The organism is Streptomyces cynarae (assembly GCF_025642135.1).
Lineage (GTDB): Bacteria > Actinomycetota > Actinomycetes > Streptomycetales > Streptomycetaceae > Streptomyces > Streptomyces cynarae.
In genome coordinates, this window is sequence record NZ_CP106794.1 from 219964 (window position 1) to 238746 (window position 18783).

The window sequence follows — 18783 nt, forward strand, 5'->3', positions numbered from 1 at the left end:
GCTGGCCTTGAGAGTGCGGTTAGGGGTACCTCGCATCCGAAGGAAAACTCGATCTGGGCCTCGAACCAGTCGCAGCCGGCTTCTGTCGAAGCGGGAGGAGCATGGTCCGGAAAGCGGGGCAACACCACTCGCAACTTCACACCGGCGCCGTGGGGACTCAGGTGCACCGATCTGAGAACCAGGTGCCGGACAACTGAGCACCTCGTCAGCAACAGCAGCACGACGAGGCCGAACTTGCGTGGCAGCGGCGGGGGCTGCTCGATTCACAGAATGTGAATCGCCCCAGTCGGGCAAACTCGACGTCATGAGGCGTCCCACCCGGAAGTCGGCCGCACCGACAAAGCCGCTGCTCAAGCCGCCCCTCCGAATCGGCAAGCTCGACACCGCAGCCCTGATCGGTGACTTGCGCCACCTCCACGAAAAGGCCGAGGACGTAGACATCGACCGGATGCCAGCCGACGAGGAGCTGTTCGGGGCCCTGCTCTATCTCGAGGCCCACGCAGGCGCCTTGAAGAGCAAGGAGGCCCAGCGCACATCCGCGATCACGCGTGTGAAGCTGTGGGAGTACCTGCGTGAACGGGTCGACGTCCACCAGGCAAAGGCCATCGCGCACGCCCGGGCTGCGAACGTAGAGTGGGCCGACCTAGCTCCAGCCCTGGCCGTGAACACCGCCAGCGCCGCTTACAACAAGGCAACGCGGCTGCGTGCCGCCGCTCTCACCAACCCCGACGACGGAGACCGCCCCGTACGCCGCACACCCGAAGCCGTCCTCGAAGCCGAGCGGAAGGCGGCAGCCCGAGTCGCTGCGGAGCGCCGTGCACAAGAAGAAGCCGCGCGCCGACATCAACTTCTCGTACCGGTCCTGCAACGCCTGATCGACCATCGCAACGGTCTGGATGACAACGAGGACGTCGCCTTCTGGCTAGACCAGATCGCAGAGACGCTTCCCGACTGCCACACCCCTACACAAATCGTCAGCCTCGGTATCTATGCCGAGGCTGTGATCCGCGAACTCAGGAAGATCGAGCGGACGACGGCACGGCCAGTGGCGACGACCGACGGCGCGAGGTCCGCGTACGCGGCCGCGGCGCAAATGGTCTCCGGGCGAGGCCGCGACACGTAGCGTCCTGGTGCCCTTGCGGTGCCTCTCCCCTATCAACGCCTTGTACGACTCTCATCAGCACCCACCACATGCGGCAGACAGGCCGTCCTGGCAACCCACCCCGTCTTGCATGAATCTGGTGGATACGCTGAAGCAGTCTGAGACGGACAGAGGTTCGGCTGCTCGGTCCCGACCGCCCCACAACGCTCATCGCATGGATGTCCTGTCTCATCGAAGTTAGTCGTCCGCGTGCTGCTGACCTGCATGGACTGGATTGGGTGAGACGCGTGGACTCAGTTCGTTGAGACAGACCGCAAGTCTTGTGCCTGCCGCATCGCGTGCCGCGGCTAGAACTCGCTCGTTCCTGAGCCGGACCAGACGGCGAGGTCGCCTCCAGGCAGTGATGCGAAGCGCCATCCTCTTGGACCCGTGACCTGCCACGCTTCGAAGGACGGATCGGACGAGCAGGTCAGGTGGTGGCCGCTGTCGAAAACCAGACGCAGGGTGCCGGACTTTTCCGCGACCGCCGACAGGACCTTCGCCCCGAAGAGTGCGAGGGCCGCTTCGACGTCCTGCGATTCCGGGTTCAGGAGCACGGACGGGTTGGCATGGGTTGTCCCGTGCGAGAGGTTGACGGGTGCTTCCAATGCGACTTCCCAGGCAGAGTCGAGGGCCAGCACGAGCCGGAAGTCCACGCTGATCCTGGTGACGCTCATGCCGCGAAGGTTCAGGACCCACCGGTTCTCGTGTTCAACGGGACTCTCTTCAGTGCTCACTCCTGCACCTTGGCTGATTCGACAGTCGAGAGCCATGGGATTTCCAGTGCCAGGGCGACGCGGCTAGAACTATGTTCTGGCTGTGGACAACGCGCAGATCACTATCAAGCTCACCCGGGATGAGGCCCTGGTCCTGTCGGACTGGCTGGAGCGGGTGCAGATGACGGACCTCAGCCGTCTCGTGGACGATGAAGCGGTGTGGGCTCCAATCCACAAGCTCGCAGGAACGTTGGACAAGGCCCTCCCCGCGATCTTCGCCGCGGACTATTCCGAGCGCCTGGAGGCGGCGCGCCGTCGCCTCCGACCCTCCGCGGATGACGCCAGTGAGCGGGACAACTCCGAGTGACCCTGTGAGCGACTCCGCCCAAGCTCACCGCGAACGGACAATGGAGCTGTCGGCCCCCAATCGGGGGGCTGCCAGCCGGTGGCGGTGATTACGTCGTAATCACTGGAGTTGGCGCAGGGTGCAGATGCCCGTCTCACCAAGGGCGGTGACGTTTTTGTCGCGCGTCCACCCCTAGTACTCCAGTGCGACTTCATGATTGGTTCGATGACCTTGCAGGGTAGGCGGCCAGGCTTGTTGTGGAGGTGGGGCGGGATGGACCGACGCACGGTCATCCTGAACGAGTTGGCGCAAGGCATCCGTCCGCTCACCCAAGGCGTCGGCTGGTTTGAGGGCCTTGCCGACACTGAGCAATTCGAAGTCCTGCGCGATCTGGCAGGTTCTGTATCCAGGCCCGCGCAACCAGCGAGGACGGGCCGGAGAGTATCCGCAGAGCTGGCATCCGGCCCACCCACACCCCGGCCGTGCTGGTCACGCGCGGACGCCTCACCGAGCAACTGACAAAGATCATCAACCTTCAGCAGGACGAGCGGGTCAAGACATTCCGGCTGCTGGTCGCACTTCTTGGCGTCGCTGATGATCGGCGGCGGCTCCGCTTCTGTGCTGACGGGTGCGGGCATGCCTGGCACCACCTAAGGACCGGAGCGGGCACCGAAACGGCCACTGCGTGATCATCGGGGGTTGTGTGGACTCCTGAAGATCGTGCGGTGGCCGCGGGCCACAGCATAGACGCCGCCCGTTGGCGGGGCGATGTTCGACCAGGCCATGGCCCGGATCGCGGGCCAGTTCAGGCGGGTTGAGCCGCGCGCCACGGCCCGCGCGTTCGTGCTCGGGTTACTGTCCGGCGTCGAGCGGAAGAACTGCTGGCGGCATGGCCGAGCAGGCCGGCCGTGCCCGCCCCGGGCCGATGCAGCGGCTGCTGCGAACCGCCCGCTGGGACGCCGACGGCGGAGGAACTTCTCGCCGACCGCACCGCGCAACGCAGATCCACAGGAAGTGACCGCGGTCGTTGAACGACTATGACAGCGGTGGCATCGCGCGTCCCCGACCGCTGCGGCATAGTGTCGTCGGTTTGCAGCCATTCCTCGAAGGGCCGCTGGGGTGTCTGGAAGCCGAGGGCAGCATATCGGCGCCGAATGTCGATGTGGTTCGCCAGCACGTCACCGACGCCTGCAGCGCCCGGGTTTGTGCCGTCGTGGGGCTCACCTAGTGCTGTGACCGGGAAGGTTCACCGGGTTGGTCGGTCGGGCTGAGGCAACCCGACCGTGGGCCGACCGGCGTGGTGGATGACAATGGCGCCGTGGAATCAACCAGCCGGATCATCGTTGCTTTGGATTTCGACAGCCGTCGAGCGGCTGAGGAGGTCGTCGACCGTCTGGGTGATGAGTGCCGTTTCTACAAGGTCGGGCTGGAGCTGCTCGCGGCGGCGGGGCCCGATCTCATCAAGCGCCTCGTCGCCGAGGGCAATGAGGTGTTCCTGGACCTGAAGCTCTTCGAGATACCGAACTCCGTTGCCGGCGCCGTCCGTGTAGCAGGGACGCTGGGCGCGTCGATGGTGACGGTGCATGGCATGGGCGGCACCGACATTATGGCTGCCGCCGTCGCCGCGGCCCGTGACTTTCCTCGCCTGCGTGTCCTGGCCCTGACCGTCGTCACCAGCATGACCGGCTCCGACCTCGCTGACCTCGGGATCAACGCCACGACCGAGGAGCAGGTCCTGTACCTGGCCCGGCTGGCGAACCGCGCTGGATGCCATGGCGTGATCGCATCGCCGCAGGAAGCCGCACAGCTGCGGGAGGTACTGGGGTCCAGCCCCCTGATCGTCACGCCGGGAGTGACACTGCCCGGTGAATCCCCATCCGAACACGCCCGACCCGGAACACCGCGTGCTGCCATGGCCGCCGGTGCGTCACACATCGTCGTGGGCCGGACAGTCACCCGAGCCGAAGAACCCAGTAGCCGCGGTCCGGCTCGTGCGCGCAGACTTGGGGCTGTGACCGGAAACACCCGCCGGGTTCGGTGGTCAGGCCGCTGCCGGCGGGAGCACTCCGTCGGCTGGCTTCGTTGACAACCGAGAGTGTCCTGGCAGCCCTCCCCCAGATGTCTCAAGACCCAAGTGATTACGCCGTAATCACTTGAGGGCGGACAGCCTGTCGGGCCCGGATGATTACGCCGTAATCACTTCGGCGCCACGGAGCCCTCTGTGCCCGCGAAGCCGGTCCCGGATGTCCTGTCTCACTCAAGCGAGTCGCTCTGTCAGCGCACCGAGCCGCGCCGGTCTCGCAACCAGTCACCGATGACCGAAAAGTCCTTATCGGTAAGGTCAATTGCGGAATCCGCACGGTGCCAGAGCATGCCCTCGCGGCACCAAAGCCTGGCGCAGAACAGGGAACAGGTACACAAGCACACCCTGATCCTGAAGGCTCCAGGCCGGTCGGGTTGGATAGCCGCGTGGCCGAGGTGCAGGCCGACCAGGGGGATGGGCATGTTGACGTTCGGGATCCTTGCTCTGGTGCTTGTCGCCATGGCCATCATCTGGGCCGTCATCGGGGCGCATGCCCTGCTTCTGGGCCGTATGCCCGGCTGTCGGCTTCAGCAACGAGTACGGCAACCCAGACTCTGGGGACTTGGAGCCCTGCTCATGCTGGCGAGCTGGGACCTTCGCTCTCCCTCGCTACTCGTCGTCAGCATCGGACTCGTTGCTCTTGGGTATGTCAAAAAGCCCTGAATCGTCGAGACCGGCACCGACTCCTATCGACTCGCCCACCCCAACGACCGGTAGGGCAGAGGCTGACCGCACGCACGAGAACCCGGATTATCGGCCCGGGACCGCGCCGACGCGGACCAGTACCCAGACCGCCAACGAGCGCTCGATGGGCCTCGCGGCGAAGCTGGGGGTCACGGAGGTGGAGCGGTTCGAGAAGTACGGCGCCGATCAGTGGTTCGGCGTGTGGTCCTCCGTCACGCCGACGGCTTGAGCCTTCTGAACCGCGCAGACCAAATGAAGATGCCCGCGACGTGCAATGCGGCTAGTAGGACTCCGTTAGGTCTGTCTGCCCGCAGTGTTCAGGGGCATGAGGACTGTGTGGATGCACATGAAGTCAATCGTGGTCGGGCGAGGTTGGCGTTATTCGTGGCGGACGTGTTCGCCTCGGTGCCACGCAAGGACCAGCGGGCCAAGAGCGACTGCTATCTGCGGGGACTGATGATGGACGGCCGCCGCAAGTCCATCCAGGCCATGGCCTCGCGGCTGCCGGACGGCAACGAGCAGAACCTGCAGCAGTTCGTGAACCAGTCCACGTGGGATCCGGTGCCGGTTCGGCGGCGGATCGCCCAGCGGCTGGTGCCGCAGATCGGCCCGGACGCCTGGGCGGTCGACGATGTGTCGTTCCCCAAGGACGGAAGGATGTCGGTGGCGGTCGCTCCCCAGTACTGCGGTGCGCTGGGCAAGCAGGCCAACTGCCAGGTCGCGGTCAGCGTGCACGCGGTCTCCGACACGGCCTCCTGCCCGCTGAACTGGCGGCTGTTCCTGCCCCGGGAGTGGGCGGATGACACGGTCCGGCGCCGGCGGACCGGCATCCCTGAGGATGTCGGGCACCGGGAGAAGTGGCGGCTGGCGCTGGACGCCCTGGATGAACTGGCCGGGTGGGGACTGGTGCCGCCGGTCGTGGTGGCGGATGCCGGCTACGGCCAGAACGCCGACTTCCGTGCCGGCCTGGCCGAGCGGGAGATCCGTTACGTGGTCGGCATCCGCGGCGATATCACCGTCCAGCCGCACGACGCAGTTCCCGCCGCCCGCGACTGGTCCGGCACCGGCCGCCGGCCGGTTCCCCGCTACCGACAGCCATCAGTGACGGTGGCGGAACTGGCGGCGGCCGCCGGACGGGACGCCTTCAGCGAAGTGACCTGGCGGGAAGGCTCCCGCGGCCTCATGACCTCGCGCTTCCTCGCGATGCTTGTCCGGCCGGCCGGGGTGCGCTCGCGTCGGCTGGCCAAGGCAGCCGCGGTGGCCGAGCACGGCCGGTGGGACGGCGTCCTGCCCCAAGTGCGACTGCTGGCCGAGTGGCCCGACGGCGAGGACGAACCAACCCGGTTCTGGCTGTCCGACCTGCCCGACGACACCCCGATCGCCGACCTGGTCCGCCTGGCGAAGATCCGCTGGCGCATCGAGCACGACTACCGCGAACTCAAGCACGGCCTTGGCCTGGACCACTTCGAAGGCCGCTCCTGGAACGGCTGGCACCATCACGCCACCCTGGTCACCGCCGCCCACGCCTTCCTCACCGAGCAGCGGCTGGCCCCAAAAGCCGGCAAACCGGACTCACCCTCTACCAGATCCTCGACGCCCTCCAGGACCTGCTGAACTGCTGGACCGGCATCTGCACCACCTGCCACCAACCCCTGCCCAGCAGAAACACACCAAGATCCAAACAGACCTAACGGAGTCCTACTAGTGCTCTGACTGGGAAGGTTTCGCCGGGTTGGCGGTCGTGGCGATTGGGTGTGCGCTGGCGTCCGTTGCGACGCAGGTGAGCGGTTGCGGCGGCCACCCCGCCGCCTCGTGCCGTCCACGTCCGCCACGGCCACACCGCCAACGGGGCTGCTTCCTCCTGCGTACTGGAAAAAGTTGTGGGTCGCTGTCGATCCGGCCAAGTCCTGTTCGACGTCATGGTGTGCGGCGCCTCGCCACACGATGACGCGGTAGGACCTGACGAGGAAACAAGTGGATCAACTGCTGAGAGTGATGAACTTCAACGTCTCGAGTGACGGGGTCGGTGCCGGTGAGCAGCAGAGTCTCGAGAGGCCGTTCGGCCTCGACCATCCCGAGAGGCTGTTCGCCTGGGCCGGAGCCACGGCGAGTTGGCCCATGCGCACGGCTCCCGGGGGGAGCCGGGGCCTGGACGACTACTTCACGCGAGATTTCGCACGCAACATCGGTGCCGAGATCATGGGCCGCAACAAATTCGGGCCCCAGCGCGGGCCCTGGCAGGACCATGAGTGGCGCGGCTGGTGGGGCCAGGAGCCCCCGTTCCGCACGCCGGTGTTCGTCATGACTCATCACGAGCGTCCGTCGTTCACGCTCTCCGACACCACGTTCCACTTCGTCGGCGACGACCCGGCCACGGTCCTCGAACGGGCGCGGGAAGCGGCGCAGGGCAAGGACGTCCGACTCGGCGGCGGTGTCACCACTATCCGGCAGTTCCTTGATGCCGACCTCGTCGACACCATGCATGTGGCGGTCTCGCCGGTAAAGCTCGGGTCCGGACTACGCCTTTGGAAGTCCCCTGAGGAGCTGCTCGACCGGTTCCACCTGGAGGTCGTGCCCAGCGCGAGCGGCGTGACGCACCACCTGTTCTGGCGAAAGTGATGCGAGGACCCCCTTGAGTTCAGGCTGCGACTGCGAGGGGCCGCCCGCCCCAGCGGATGCCCTTTTCACTTCGGATATGGGCGCGTTCCTTGCGCTGGACGGCGAGTATGTCGGGGTGGCGGGCGTTGGCGTTGCGCCAGCGCAGGTAGCCGTGCAGGGCCCGGGTCTGCGCGGGGTGACTGCGTTGGTGGGAGTTGGCCAGGGTGAGCTGACGCAGCGGGCCGAAGTGGGCCTCGATCGGATTGGCCCAGGAGGCGTAGGGCGGGGTGAAGCACAGCTCGGCCTTGTTTCAGATCTGGTCGCCGGCTGAGGGATGACGGGCCCGGATGCCCCGGCGGCGCACGTGCGCGTGGATCACAGAGTGCCCAGGAGTAGATGAGACGGAAGTCCGGCTTGTCCAACCGATGACGGGCACACAGGTCGCCAGGTCTGGCTCCTCGCGATCGACAGGGAGACGACACCTGCGGCTGCCATGCCTGCGAGGTGATTACGCCGTAATCGCCTCTTCGCGTGCGAAGTAGGGGGCCACCGCACCAAGAAGTATCCCTAACTAACGTGTCGATGCCACCAAGGATCATGAACGTTAGTATGGTGTCCTTCATGAGTTCGCCAGCCACCTCCAGCGACCGCGAGAAGGTCGTCTCCAAGCTGCCGGGATGGCTCCGGCAGAACCTCAAAATCAGAGCCGCCCAGCACGGCATCGAAATCCAGGCCGCCGTCGAACAGGGCATCAGAGACTGGTGCAGCCTGGCCTCCGCCACAGCAACCATCGACACCGCCGGCGCCGACTCCTTCTCCACCTTCCTGCCGCCCGGCCAGTGGGAGGAGTTCCGGCAGATCACCGCCGACCGACGCGTCTCCCTCATCCAGGGCCTTGCCCAGTCCATCCAGCTGTGGCTCGACGCCAACCCTGCCCCAGACGTTCAACACCCCGAGATCACCCGACGCATCATCGTCTGCAACCAGAAGGGCGGCGTCGGCAAAACCGCCATCACCGCCGGCCTCGGCGAAGCACTCGCCGAAGACTCCAACAACCTGCACCCCGTACGCGTTGCCAAAGCCCTCGCCAAGGCGCTACGGGACAGCGAGACCCACGCCGACGAAGCAGAGCCGGAAGACAACCCACTCGATATCGAGAACCTGCCCGGCCCAGGTCTGCACGTGCTGCTCGTCGACTTCGACCCGCAGTGCCACCTCACCAACCAACTCGGCGCCACTCCCCTGCCGATGAACGGCGACAGCCTCACCAACCACATGGCGGGCGACCCCAAAGGCGACCTCCGCGACCTCATCGTCTCCATCGACGACGACACCTTCGAAGGCCGCCTCCACCTCCTGCCCGCCTGCAACGACGCCTTCCTGCTCGACGTACGCCTCTCCGCAGTACGAGCCCGAGAAGCCGCACTTGAGAGAGCACTCGCGCCACTCGAAGCTGATTACGACGTAATCATCGTCGACTGCCCGCCCAGCCTCGGACTCAGCATGGACGCCGCCGCCTACTACGGCCGACGCCGCGACGGTGAAAAGCCCGGACAGTCCGGCGCCCTGATCGTCGTCCAGGCCGAAGACAGCTCCGCAGACGCCTACGAACTGCTCACCACGCAGATCGACGACCTGCGCGGCGACCTCCAGGTCGACATCGACTACCTCGGCATCGTCGTCAACCTCTACGACTCCCGCCGCGGCTACATCGCAACCTCCTCCCTCCAGGGATGGGTCGACATAAAGGACCCACGGGTCGTCGGGCTCATCGGAGACCTCAAGGAACAGAAGGAAGCCGTCCGCGTGAAGAAGCCCCTGCTGTCCTACGCGCCCAAATCACAGCAGGCGATCGGCATGCGCGCACTCGCCCGGGAGGTGCTGTGAGCAAGGCCGACCAGCTAGGCGCCGGCCGCTTCGGCGGGGGAGTGCGCACCGTCAGCGCCCGCCGCCAGGCCGTCGCCGCCGCCACCGGCGTCCCCACCGAAGGCGTCGCCCCACCGACAGAGCTACCGACCGACCGCATCAGCCTCAACCCGGACAACCCCCGCTCCAGCCTCGGCGACCTGACCGACCTCGCGGGCAGCCTCAAGACCCACGGCCAAAAGCAGGCGATCACGGTCATGAACCGCGACGCCTACATCAAGGCCAACCCCGAACGCGAAGTCGACCTCGAGCCGGACACCACCCACGTCGTTATCGACGGCAGCAGCCGACTCGCCGCGGCACGCGAAGCAGGACTCATCACCGTCAAGGTGATGGTCAGCGACGACCAGGGATCCACCTCCGAGGAACTACTCGAATCCGCTCTTGTAGCCAACATCCACCGCCAGGACCTCGAAGAGCTAGACGAAGCCCGAGCGCTCCAACGCCTCCTGGCCATCTACGGCAGCCAAAGGGCGCTGGCCAAGCGGCTCCACCGCTCCCAAGGCTGGGTGTCGCAACGACTCGCCCTGCTCAACCTCACACCCGAACTCCAGGCCCGCATCGGTGAGGAGCCCATCGACCTCCTGCGCGCGGTCGGCAACAGGCCACATGAAGAGCAAGAAGCCGCCCTGGAAGAGCTGAAGACAGAGCGAGCCCGCAAAGAAGCGGAGAAGCAGGCAGACAAGGTTCAACAACCGACCCAGAAGGCCGCTCCCCTCACGACCACGGCTCCGCCCTCCCAGGACACCGACAGCAACAGCAGTGATTACGCCGTAATCGCAGGCGCTTCAGCTAAGGGTCTGGCCGTCACCGGCGCTCCAGCAGGTGAGCCGGACGGCCACGGCACGGCTGCCCAAACGGTGCCGGAACCGCGAGACAGCGACGACGGAGCAGACGAAGGCGAGCCGAACGAAGAGCAGAGGCAGGCGCCGAAGCTGCCGTACGACAATCCGACATTTATTGCGATGCATCTCGCGCGGAAGATGGAGGATGCAGCCTTCTTCGAACTGCTTGAGTTGCTCGCCAAGCTGGCCCTGGAGCGTGACCCTGCGGCCCTCGAGGAAGTCATCCGCCAGGTTTCTGATCAGGCCGCCAGTAGGGCAAGTTGACGCCTTTCTCACCAGCGCGACCCCATCCGCGGCCTACCTGCCCGGGGGTGGGGTCGAGCCATGCAGGGAGGTCTGGGCTAGGCGGTTTCGTTTCGGATCAAGGCGGGGGAGTGATGGCGGGGGTTCCCGGGTGGCACTCTTGAGCGATGCAACCCGGGACCCCCGCCACTGAGAACGACCTGCGGCACCTGCTCAATGAGTGGGACCCGATCGGTGTAGCCGACGTTGTGCAGGACGAGTACGACTGCATGCTCGCCCCTTTGCTCCAGCGGCTCCGTGGTGGCGCTGACCAGACGGAGATCGGTGACTTCCTGCGGCACGAACTCGGGGATCACTTCGGCCTTGACCCACTGGCTTCGCAGCCGGAAGCAATGGCAGCCCGCGTGATCGCCTGGTGGACAGCTGTCGGCCGAGCCGATACCCCAGGCAGCATGTAGCCGCTCCCTGTTGGCCCTTGAGAGCCCGCATCACTACCTGTGGTCCGCCGGCGACTGATCCCCGTCGGCGGCCCGATGTGCCAGTCTCGGAGCCATAATCGGATGGTGGCCAGAGTGATGGTGCCGCCGAAGACTAAGGGCTTGCAGATCATCAACATGTCGTCTTGATCTTGCTGGTGGGGGCGTCTTTTAGGGAGACGACCTGGGCTCGGAGGACAGCGAGGGCGGCCGGTGGGGTGGTGGCCGGTGGGACGCTGATGCCATGCGCGTCGAGCAGTCTCCTGGTCTTCAGCAGGGTGCGGTGCATGGCGGTCCGGCTGCTGTTGAACAGTACGGCGAGGGGTTCCGCGGCCAGGTTGACGCGCAGGTGCAGCACGGTGGCCAGGACCTGGTCGGGGAAGGCGAGCCGAGGCGGGCGACCACGTCGCGTATCGCCGTCCGTGGCCAGGGTCTGGGTCAGATCGTCCAGCTGATGTAGGGACAGCCCGGTCAGTGCGGGATCGGACAGCAGGGCCGGGTCCCATGACGGTGCGGGTGTCTGAGGGGCTCGGGGTGTGGGGATGGCCGCGGTTGGCTGGGGGTGCAGGGCGTAGTTCCAGTCGCCGTGGAAGGCGTGGCGGGTCAGTGGCAGGGCCGCCATCTCCACGTCGTCGATGGCGACTCCGGTCGGATAGGTGTTGGTGTCCAGCTGGGCGGTGACGCGCAGTCCGGTGCGGGTGGTGGTCGCGGCGATGGTCTCGACGATGACTTCGTGGCTGGTCAGCGGTCGGCCGCGCCAGTTCATGGTGATGTGGGAAAAGAGCCGGTGCTCGATCTTGTTCCACTTCGATGTGCCGGGCGGCAGATGGCACACCGTGATGGTTAGGCCCGTCTCGGCAGCGAGCCGGGCGAGTTCCAGCTTCCAGGCCCGGGTGCGGTAGCCGTTGGAGCCGCCTGCGTCCGCGCTGATCAGCAGTCGTGTCGTCTGCGGGTAGGCGTTCTGGCCCTGACCGTGCCACCAGCGGCGGATCGATTCCACCGCGAATGCGGCGGTGTCGTGGTCGGTGCCGACGTTGACCCAGCCGGTGTTCGCCGCCAGGTCGTAGATCCCGTAGGGGATGGCCTTGCCCAACTCGGGATCAGCGAAGTCGTGGATGTGCACCGGTGCTGGCTCACCGGCAGGCCGCCACTGCCGGCCGCTGTTCTTGAACTCTCCGACGAGCTCTTTCTTTTTGGTGTCCACGCTGATCACCGGCTGGCCGGCGTCCCGGTGCTCGCGGGCCTGCTCGTTGAGATAGCGGAACTGGGCATCGCGGTCCCCGTGCTGGCTGCCCTCCAGGGTTTTGGCGTTGGCCTGCAGGCTGAAGCCTTCCTCCCGCAGCAGAGCGGCGACGGTATCGGCGCTGACCTTGTGTCCGGTCCGGGTCAGCTCCAGCGCCAGGGTGCGGGTCGACTTCACCGTCCACCGCAGCGGCGACATCGGATCGCCCCGCTCATCCGGTTCGACCAGCGCCAGCAGTGCGGGGCGCAGCCCTGGATCGAGGTCCGCGACCCGCTTGCGGCCTCCGCCTGGCCGCCGCACCCGTCCCAGCGGGGCCTCGCCGGCCTCCAGCTCAAACACGCCCTTGCGGACCGTCGTCTCGCTCACGTCGGCCGCCCGTGCGACGGCCCGGATGCCGCCGTGTCCCAGCAGCCGGGCCTCAGCTCCCATCAGCAAGCGCCGCTGCCGCTCGTCGAGATGCGGGAACAACACATCAAACTTCACTGCGAGTTGGGCACGAGCCTCGTCCGGGATGCGCATACCACACCAACGAGCTCCAGAACGGGAAGCAACACGTTGATGATCTGCAAGCCCTAAGGGCTGTCTCGCAATGATCACGGAGTCCGTGGCAGAGCTTCCCGATGGGCTGAGGACAGGGTCAGCCGGTGGCTTGTGAAGTACTCAAAGAACGGGCGAAGTCGGCGAGAGTCCGGAAGTCATCCTCGCGCAGGCCGATCCGCGGGTTGACGTGGTGCAGAAGGCCACGTGCGCGGTGGTGGGTGGTCACGTACGCCTGGTCCAGGTCGCTCTGTTCGTCGTCCACCCACGCGAAGGGGCGGCCGTTGGCGTAGTCGACCAGGGGAGCAGTCTTCCAGTGAACTCCGTCGGGGCGGTCTTGTAGCAAGACGTCACCGAAGTCGACGAAGGGGAGTTCGGGGAGGCCGAGCACCGGGGCAATCCATCGATTGGCATCCGCCATCCATGTGGTGGCCCAGCACAGCTCGTAGTCGAGCCGGAGCAGGTCTCGTCCGTGCTCTGGGTTGAGCCAGACCCGCAGGGGCCGCCGACGGAATGAGAGTGCTCGATGTTCCTCTGGGGTCCCGCCGTCTTGGGGCACTCTGAGGGTGGTGTAGCCGGCGGGGCGCTTCTCCGGCTTGCCCGCGTAAGGGTTGAGGGGCCCATCCACGTCGAGGAACAGTAGTGGTCGGCTCACGGTCTCCCCCTTGCCATGCTCATCATCGGCTGCGCCGTTGGAAGCGTAGCTGCGGCGATGGTCTCGTCAACGCACCTTGTCCGATGTGGTGATCACAGGATGGTGGGTGTGATCACGGCCTCGGAGCCGTCCTAATCCGTAGTCGTGCGCGTCCCGATGGAGCGAAAGCATCTGGGAATGTTCGAGTAGAGGGCTGCGATGCCTACGGCGAACCGGGTCTGCTGAGACCTCCGCATAGACCGGCGCGCGGACGGCACTGACACATCAGGACACGCAGAACCATGGAGGGATCTTCCATGAACGCCGCGCTCGCCCGCCTCACACAGCTGATCCCCCCGCCGCCCGAACCGAGGAACACGGACTGGGACACGGCGGAGGGACAACTCGGCGTGGTCCTCCCCAGCGACTACAAGGAACTGATCCACACCTACGGAGGCAGCAACTGGGACGACTACCTCTACCTCCTCGAGCCGGGCTGCCCGAACGACAACTACGACCTCATCGAGTGGGAAGACCAGCAGACCGAAGCGCTTCAAGGACTCTGGGAGTTCGAGAAAAAGCCGGACGAACTCGCGGATACCGAAAGCCGGGTCACCCCCTGGGCCACCACCGACAACGGTGAGTGCCTCTACTGGCTCATCCGGGCAGGCCAAGATCCCGACCAGTGGACGGTCATGGTCAACGAGGCCGGCGGCGACCGCTGGGAGCACTACTCGATGAACTGCACGGAGTTCCTCGTCGCCGCCCTCACGGGAGACGTGCAATCCGCAGTCCTCTCCTCGCGCTTCCCGTTCGACGAGCACACATTCCGGCAGCTGGTAGCCGTCTGAGCCGTTCACGTAGGGGCATGAGGTGGGCGTGCTTGGTAATGGGCCGGTCACATAGTGGAACCTTTTTGGCGAAGGCCAGCACCCCGTACGCCGACCAGACCGAGAGCGACCACGTCGCCGCCGGGAAGAAGCCAGAGGCCGCGCACCGGGCTGGTGCGTTCGACCGCAAGGCGACGGTCACGGGTACCGATCTCGAGTTCCGGCCGCAGCGACCCTGCAACTCCTGTGAGCACTCGGGGACGGGGAGGCGGAAAGCCATCACCACCGGATCAGATCACGCGGGTGCGTGTGGATCCTCGCGTCCCAGCACGTCGGCGAGAGAGGCCCCGGTTCGTGCCGCTGTGATTCGACGTGCTCGCACCCGGGCCCGGCTACGGGGGCGGAACTTGGGGTCCTTGCCGCAGCCGCAGGGTTCGCGGCCCTCGTAACGCAGCCCGGCGTCCAGCACTGCTGCTACGACGGTCCACGCCTTGGTGGCTCGGCGTCGCGGTGCCGCGAAGTCATGGCCAGCACAGACCATTGGCTGGGAGCATCGGGGGCATCGGTGCCCGCCGGGCCCGGGGTGCCGCTTGAACGTGACGCGGCAGGGCGCGCACACGTAATGCAGCTTGTAGAGCTTCTCGGCGTAGTGACACACGAGGTGAACCTACCCGGCATTGTGGTGGCTGGCGAGACCGTTTCCATAGCGCCGCTCATGGCTGGATGACGATGCGGGTTCGCAGGAGTCCTGAACGAGGTTGGGCCTACGCCCTCGTCCACGGGTGCCTCCCTGGCCTTGGCGTCACTTACACGTCAGTCATCGACTGTCGCTTCCAGCTCGGGAGTTATACCAGTGACCGTTACGGTCCTGCCCTCGGCGATCACGGGGCCATATTCCGCGCCCTGCGCGAACTCCGCACCCTACGATCACCCGGTACAGCTGCTGGAGGGGGCGCAAATGCTTGAGGACATCGAGGACGCGACAGCGGCAGCGATGCTGCTCGCGGGAGGTGCGTCGCTGCGCAGCACGCTTGATGTCGCAGACCCCAGTGACTGGCTTGCGCTGGACGCAGGGGTGCGTGAGGTGGCCTGGTATCACTCGCAGTTCCTGCCGGAGTGGGAGCGCTCTGCCCCGCTGCCCGCCGACTTGACTGAGCTCGGCGAGTCTCGACTCGCACTCGCCCTCTGCCACCGCGACGGGCGGATCCGTCAACAGGCGGTGCGCCAGTCTGCCCGATACCCCGGTCTGCTGCCGTTGGTCGTCATCCGCTGCGCCGATTGGGCCGGCCCGGTGCGCGAGCGCGCCCGGCAGCTGCTGCACGAGGCCCTGGATGTGGACTTGGCCCTCGGCCTCGCGCCGCTCATCCTCCGCGTCGGCCGCCGCGACAGAGGTGCCTTCGGCGTCGAGGTGCTCGGTCAGGTCCTGCGCCGGGCATCCCCCAGGCAGCTCGATGCTCTCTTCGCTGACCCCGACCGCACCGTCCGGCGGTTCGCGTACCGGCTGGCCGTCGAGGGCGGGCTGCTGCGTGGCGGTGAGCTGGCACGCGCGGCTGCCCGGGACGAGGACACCGTGGTCCAGGACCTCTGCGCCACAGCGGCGCTCAAGGCTCTGGGGGATGAGGAGGCGTACGAGGATGTGCTGCCTCCACTGCTGTCCGCGCGCAACCCGCGGACCCGTTCGGCCGGCGTCACCGGACTGCGGCGGGCAGGGTGGTCACAGCAGGCGGAGTCGTTTCTCAGTGACCGGTCCGCGCTCGTGCGTGCTTGCGCCCGGTACGTCGTACGACAGCACGGAGGCGATCCGGCGGCCTGGTACCGGGACCGCTGCACGGCACCGGACGCCCTCGAGTTGACGGCCGGTGCGGTCATCGGACTGGCCGAGTGCGGCAACCGCGCAGACGCCGGACTGCTGCGGCCGCTGCTTGCACACCCGGCAGCCGGGGTGCGGGCGCGGGCGGTGGCAGGACTGCGGGCACTGGACTGCGTGGATGCCAAGCAGTTGCGGCCGCTCCTCGACGACCCTGCCGCTGGTGTCGTGCGCGAGACGGCCGTCGCCCTGCTGCCCTCGGCATCGGAACTGCCCACCGACTGGCTGCTGGAGCGCACTGGCTCCGATCAGCCGCGGCACGTCCGCGTCGCCGCATTCCGGCTGCTCGACGCGCGTGGCGGCATCGTCGCGCTACGGGCCGCAGTCGGTCTGTTGGAAGACCCGGATGTCAAGTTGCGCACCTGGGCCGGGCAGTGCGTGCAACGCTGGCATCCGTCAGCGGACATGCGGCGCGGCGACACGGAGGTGGGGGAACTGCTCGACCGGAGCCGACGCCTCTTCAGCGACCACATGCTGCGCCGGCGCAAGTGGGAGGCCGGGGCGGACACCTGAGTACGCCTGAAGGCTCACAGGGATCAGCAAGCCCCGATAGGCAGCAATGCTGGATAGCCGGTGCTGCCCGAGGCCACTTCATGAAGATGCCGCGCGAACTGCTCGGGGCATGGCACAGTTGCTCCCGCCGGGTCCGTCACTCCCCCCGTGGTGACGGGCCCTCTTTACGTTGGGCTGCCCGACAGGTGACGGCATGGCTGAGGCGGTGCTGCCTACGGAAACACAGCGCTGACACCGCGTCCCTACGGAACGACCGCGGCCGCGTCGTCGAACGCCGCCTCCTCGAGCCACGACCTCCGGGGCTGGCATCGCCACTGACCTCACGGCCGGTGCCGGATGACGCCAGCTGTCCAGAAAACCTGCAGGTCGTCTCCCCGGTAGCCGGGGGAGAGCACCTGCGGCGTGTGGCGGACTACTTAAACCAATCGCGGACGCCGTGGTGGTGGGAGCAGGTTCCCTCGGAGTGCCGCGAGTAGGACAGGGAAGCGTCGTTGCACTTCGCGGTCTCGTACTTGTCCTTGGGCCTTTGCTGGTGCGTCCAGCCACACAGCCCGGTGGCGTGGTGGATGCAGTGGTGAGCGGTGTTGGTGGACGGCAAGGTCGCTGCTGACGCCGCTGGTGCGCTGAAGAAGACACCGGCGAGAGCGACAGCCACCGCCGAGGCAGCAAGACGTACGCGCAAAGGAATCCCCCCTTTGAAGTGGAACAGTGCAGCGGGAGTTATAGCGGTTTGAACGACATGCCCCCCACTTCGGACAGTCGGCCATCGACCCGGTGCGGTCCACGACCGTCGGCCTGAGTACTGGGCCGCCGCCGGCCAACAAGACGAGGGGCACAGTCCCGGCCAGCGTTAGTTTCGCGAAGGGACGGCCGGAAATGCTCGCAGGGGTGGTGGGGGGCAGTGGCGGGGTGAGGGTGAGACCAGAGAGCGTTGACACTGGCTCTCCCGTTGGAGCCACTTCCCGCCTGGCGGGCACCTGAGAAAAAAGTTCCGGCGCTGCTCCCGCCTGGCGGGACGTAGAGGCAGCGCGCCTTGGTAGACGAGACACGTTCGTCGCCGATGGTTCGGGGAGCCGAAGAAGGAAATAGGGCCGCGCGGCCGTCGCCGCGGCACATAACCTGCGCGGATGGAGCGGATTCAGCGGGCCGCTGGCGCGGTCGTCGGCTCAGCGGTGGGTGACGCTCTGGGCGGCCCCTTCGAGTTTGGTCCCCAGGGAGCGTTCTCCGCGTGGTTTCCCGTGCCTGGTGCCGGTGGCGAGATGTGCGGAGGCGGTGGCTGGGACCCCGGCGAGGCCACTGACGACACGCAGATGGCCGTCCTGGTCGCGGAGTCGCTGCTGGAGCGGGGCGGACTGGATCTGCCGGACATCTTCGCTCGCTTCCAGAGGTGGGCGGCATCAGAACCAAAGGACATCGGCTTGCAGACCGAAGACGTCCTGACCAACGGCATGCCCTGGGACCTCGCCGCCGCGATCCATTTCCAGGTCAACCAACGAGCAGCAGGAAACGGCTCCTTGATGCGGGCATCGACCTCTGCGGTCTACTTCGCATCCGCCGGCCAAGAAGCCACCATGGACGCGGCCCGCCGCATCGCCGCCCTCACCCACGGTGACCGCGCGGCCTGGGAAGGCACCGCGATCTTCCACGAACTCATCCGCGTCACGCTCGAGGAGACCGACCCCCTCACCGCGCTCCCGGACATCCTCGCTCTTGTCCACGCCGACCACCGCGGCCGCTACGCCACCGTCCTCGCGCCCGACTGGCACCCCGATCAGGCAACCGAGTTCAACGGTGCCGTCTGGCCCTGCCTGGGCTCCGCCGTCTGGGCCCTGCGCACCACCACCAGCTTCGAACACGCGATACGCGCGGCGATCGACCTCGGCGGCGACACGGACACCGTCGCCGCGGTCACCGGAGCCCTCGCGGGGGCGCACTACGGGCTGGACGCAATCCCCGCCCACTGGACCCAGCCCCTCCACGTCCCCCTCCCAGGATTCGACGGACGGGTGCTGCATCTGTCAGATCTGCTCCACCTGGCACACCGCCTCGCAGAGCGCCGTTGATGAGACAGGTGTGGTAGCCCGCATAAACGGCGAGGCCG

At 66.7% G+C, this 18783-nt stretch carries 15 protein-coding genes and 4 pseudogenes; 14 read left to right on the plus strand and 5 right to left on the minus strand.

All coding sequences use genetic code 11. From position 1 onward, the window contains the following. The first annotated feature begins 304 nt into the window (after positions 1–304). Entirely contained in the window at positions 305–1123 is an 819-nt protein-coding gene (locus tag N8I84_RS42135; RefSeq protein ID WP_263235324.1) for a hypothetical protein, read from the plus strand. Positions 1124–1449: 326 nt separating this feature from the next. On the opposite strand, the gene N8I84_RS42140 is transcribed toward N8I84_RS42135, so the two are convergent. Next, entirely contained in the window at positions 1450–1914 is a 465-nt protein-coding gene (locus N8I84_RS42140) for a DUF6188 family protein (RefSeq protein ID WP_263235326.1), read from the minus strand. A gap of 46 nt (positions 1915–1960) precedes the next feature. Between N8I84_RS42140 and N8I84_RS42145 the strand changes: the two genes are divergently transcribed. The 7 genes and pseudogenes from N8I84_RS42145 (at position 1961) to N8I84_RS42175 (ending at position 7589) form a co-directional block, all read left to right on the plus strand. After that, positions 1961–2224: a hypothetical protein gene (locus N8I84_RS42145; RefSeq protein ID WP_263235329.1), complete on the plus strand. Its 264-nt coding sequence runs from the start codon at positions 1961–1963 to the stop codon at positions 2222–2224. A gap of 252 nt (positions 2225–2476) precedes the next feature. Beyond that, positions 2477–2892, plus strand: a pseudogene (locus N8I84_RS42150) (DUF5958 family protein). 94 nt (positions 2893–2986) lie between these two features. Then, positions 2987–3167 (plus strand): annotated as a pseudogene (locus tag N8I84_RS43465) (IS701 family transposase); the annotation flags it as partial. A gap of 354 nt (positions 3168–3521) precedes the next feature. Then, the gene (pyrF, locus tag N8I84_RS42160) at positions 3522–4289 is read left to right on the plus strand and encodes an orotidine-5'-phosphate decarboxylase (protein WP_263235331.1); all 768 of its coding nucleotides are present in this window, start codon (positions 3522–3524) and stop codon (positions 4287–4289) included. Positions 4290–5034: 745 nt separating this feature from the next. Then, positions 5035–5199 (plus strand): annotated as a pseudogene (locus tag N8I84_RS42165) (GNAT family N-acetyltransferase); the annotation flags it as partial. Between the two features lie 107 nt (positions 5200–5306). After that, the gene (locus N8I84_RS42170; protein WP_263235333.1) at positions 5307–6584 is read left to right on the plus strand and encodes an IS701 family transposase; all 1278 of its coding nucleotides are present in this window, start codon (positions 5307–5309) and stop codon (positions 6582–6584) included. A gap of 360 nt (positions 6585–6944) precedes the next feature. Next, the gene (locus tag N8I84_RS42175) at positions 6945–7589 is read left to right on the plus strand and encodes a dihydrofolate reductase family protein (RefSeq protein WP_263235336.1); all 645 of its coding nucleotides are present in this window, start codon (positions 6945–6947) and stop codon (positions 7587–7589) included. A 19-nt stretch (positions 7590–7608) separates the two neighbouring features. On the opposite strand, the pseudogene N8I84_RS42180 reads toward N8I84_RS42175, so the two are convergent. Continuing rightward, a pseudogene (locus tag N8I84_RS42180) lies at positions 7609–7878 on the minus strand (IS630 family transposase); the annotation flags it as partial. Between the two features lie 311 nt (positions 7879–8189). On the opposite strand from N8I84_RS42180, the gene N8I84_RS42185 reads away from it, so the two are divergent. From N8I84_RS42185 to N8I84_RS42195, 3 genes are all read left to right on the plus strand, one after another. Further along, the gene (locus tag N8I84_RS42185) at positions 8190–9455 is read left to right on the plus strand and encodes a ParA family protein (protein ID WP_263235338.1); all 1266 of its coding nucleotides are present in this window, start codon (positions 8190–8192) and stop codon (positions 9453–9455) included. After that, the gene (locus N8I84_RS42190) at positions 9452–10603 is read left to right on the plus strand and encodes a ParB/RepB/Spo0J family partition protein (protein WP_263235339.1); all 1152 of its coding nucleotides are present in this window, start codon (positions 9452–9454) and stop codon (positions 10601–10603) included. Before N8I84_RS42185 ends, N8I84_RS42190 begins: the two co-directional genes overlap by 4 nt. Before the next feature lie 146 nt (positions 10604–10749). Continuing rightward, positions 10750–11040, plus strand: a complete 291-nt coding sequence (locus N8I84_RS42195) for a hypothetical protein (RefSeq protein ID WP_263235341.1) — start codon at positions 10750–10752, stop codon at positions 11038–11040. 151 nt (positions 11041–11191) lie between these two features. On the opposite strand, the gene N8I84_RS42200 is transcribed toward N8I84_RS42195, so the two are convergent. Both N8I84_RS42200 and N8I84_RS42205 read right to left on the minus strand, forming a co-directional pair. Further along, positions 11192–12820, minus strand: coding sequence for an ISAzo13 family transposase (locus N8I84_RS42200; RefSeq protein ID WP_263235344.1), 1629 nt, complete (start codon positions 12818–12820; stop codon positions 11192–11194). Between the two features lie 118 nt (positions 12821–12938). Next, positions 12939–13493: a hypothetical protein gene (locus tag N8I84_RS42205; RefSeq protein WP_263235346.1), complete on the minus strand. Its 555-nt coding sequence runs from the start codon at positions 13491–13493 to the stop codon at positions 12939–12941. Between the two features lie 296 nt (positions 13494–13789). Between N8I84_RS42205 and N8I84_RS42210 the strand changes: the two genes are divergently transcribed. Both N8I84_RS42210 and N8I84_RS42220 read left to right on the plus strand, forming a co-directional pair. Then, positions 13790–14323: an SMI1/KNR4 family protein gene (locus tag N8I84_RS42210; RefSeq protein WP_263235348.1), complete on the plus strand. Its 534-nt coding sequence runs from the start codon at positions 13790–13792 to the stop codon at positions 14321–14323. Between the two features lie 937 nt (positions 14324–15260). After that, positions 15261–16682, plus strand: a complete 1422-nt coding sequence (locus tag N8I84_RS42220) for a hypothetical protein (protein ID WP_263235352.1) — start codon at positions 15261–15263, stop codon at positions 16680–16682. Positions 16683–17094: 412 nt separating this feature from the next. Here the strand turns inward: N8I84_RS42220 and N8I84_RS42225 are convergent, their stop codons facing one another. Beyond that, complete coding sequence (locus N8I84_RS42225; RefSeq protein WP_263235487.1) at positions 17095–17337, minus strand: DUF3761 domain-containing protein; 243 nt, start codon at positions 17335–17337, stop codon at positions 17095–17097. 472 nt (positions 17338–17809) lie between these two features. On the opposite strand from N8I84_RS42225, the gene N8I84_RS42230 reads away from it, so the two are divergent. Further along, entirely contained in the window at positions 17810–18745 is a 936-nt protein-coding gene (locus N8I84_RS42230) for an ADP-ribosylglycohydrolase family protein (RefSeq protein ID WP_263235354.1), read from the plus strand. Positions 18746–18783: the final 38 nt, after the last annotated feature.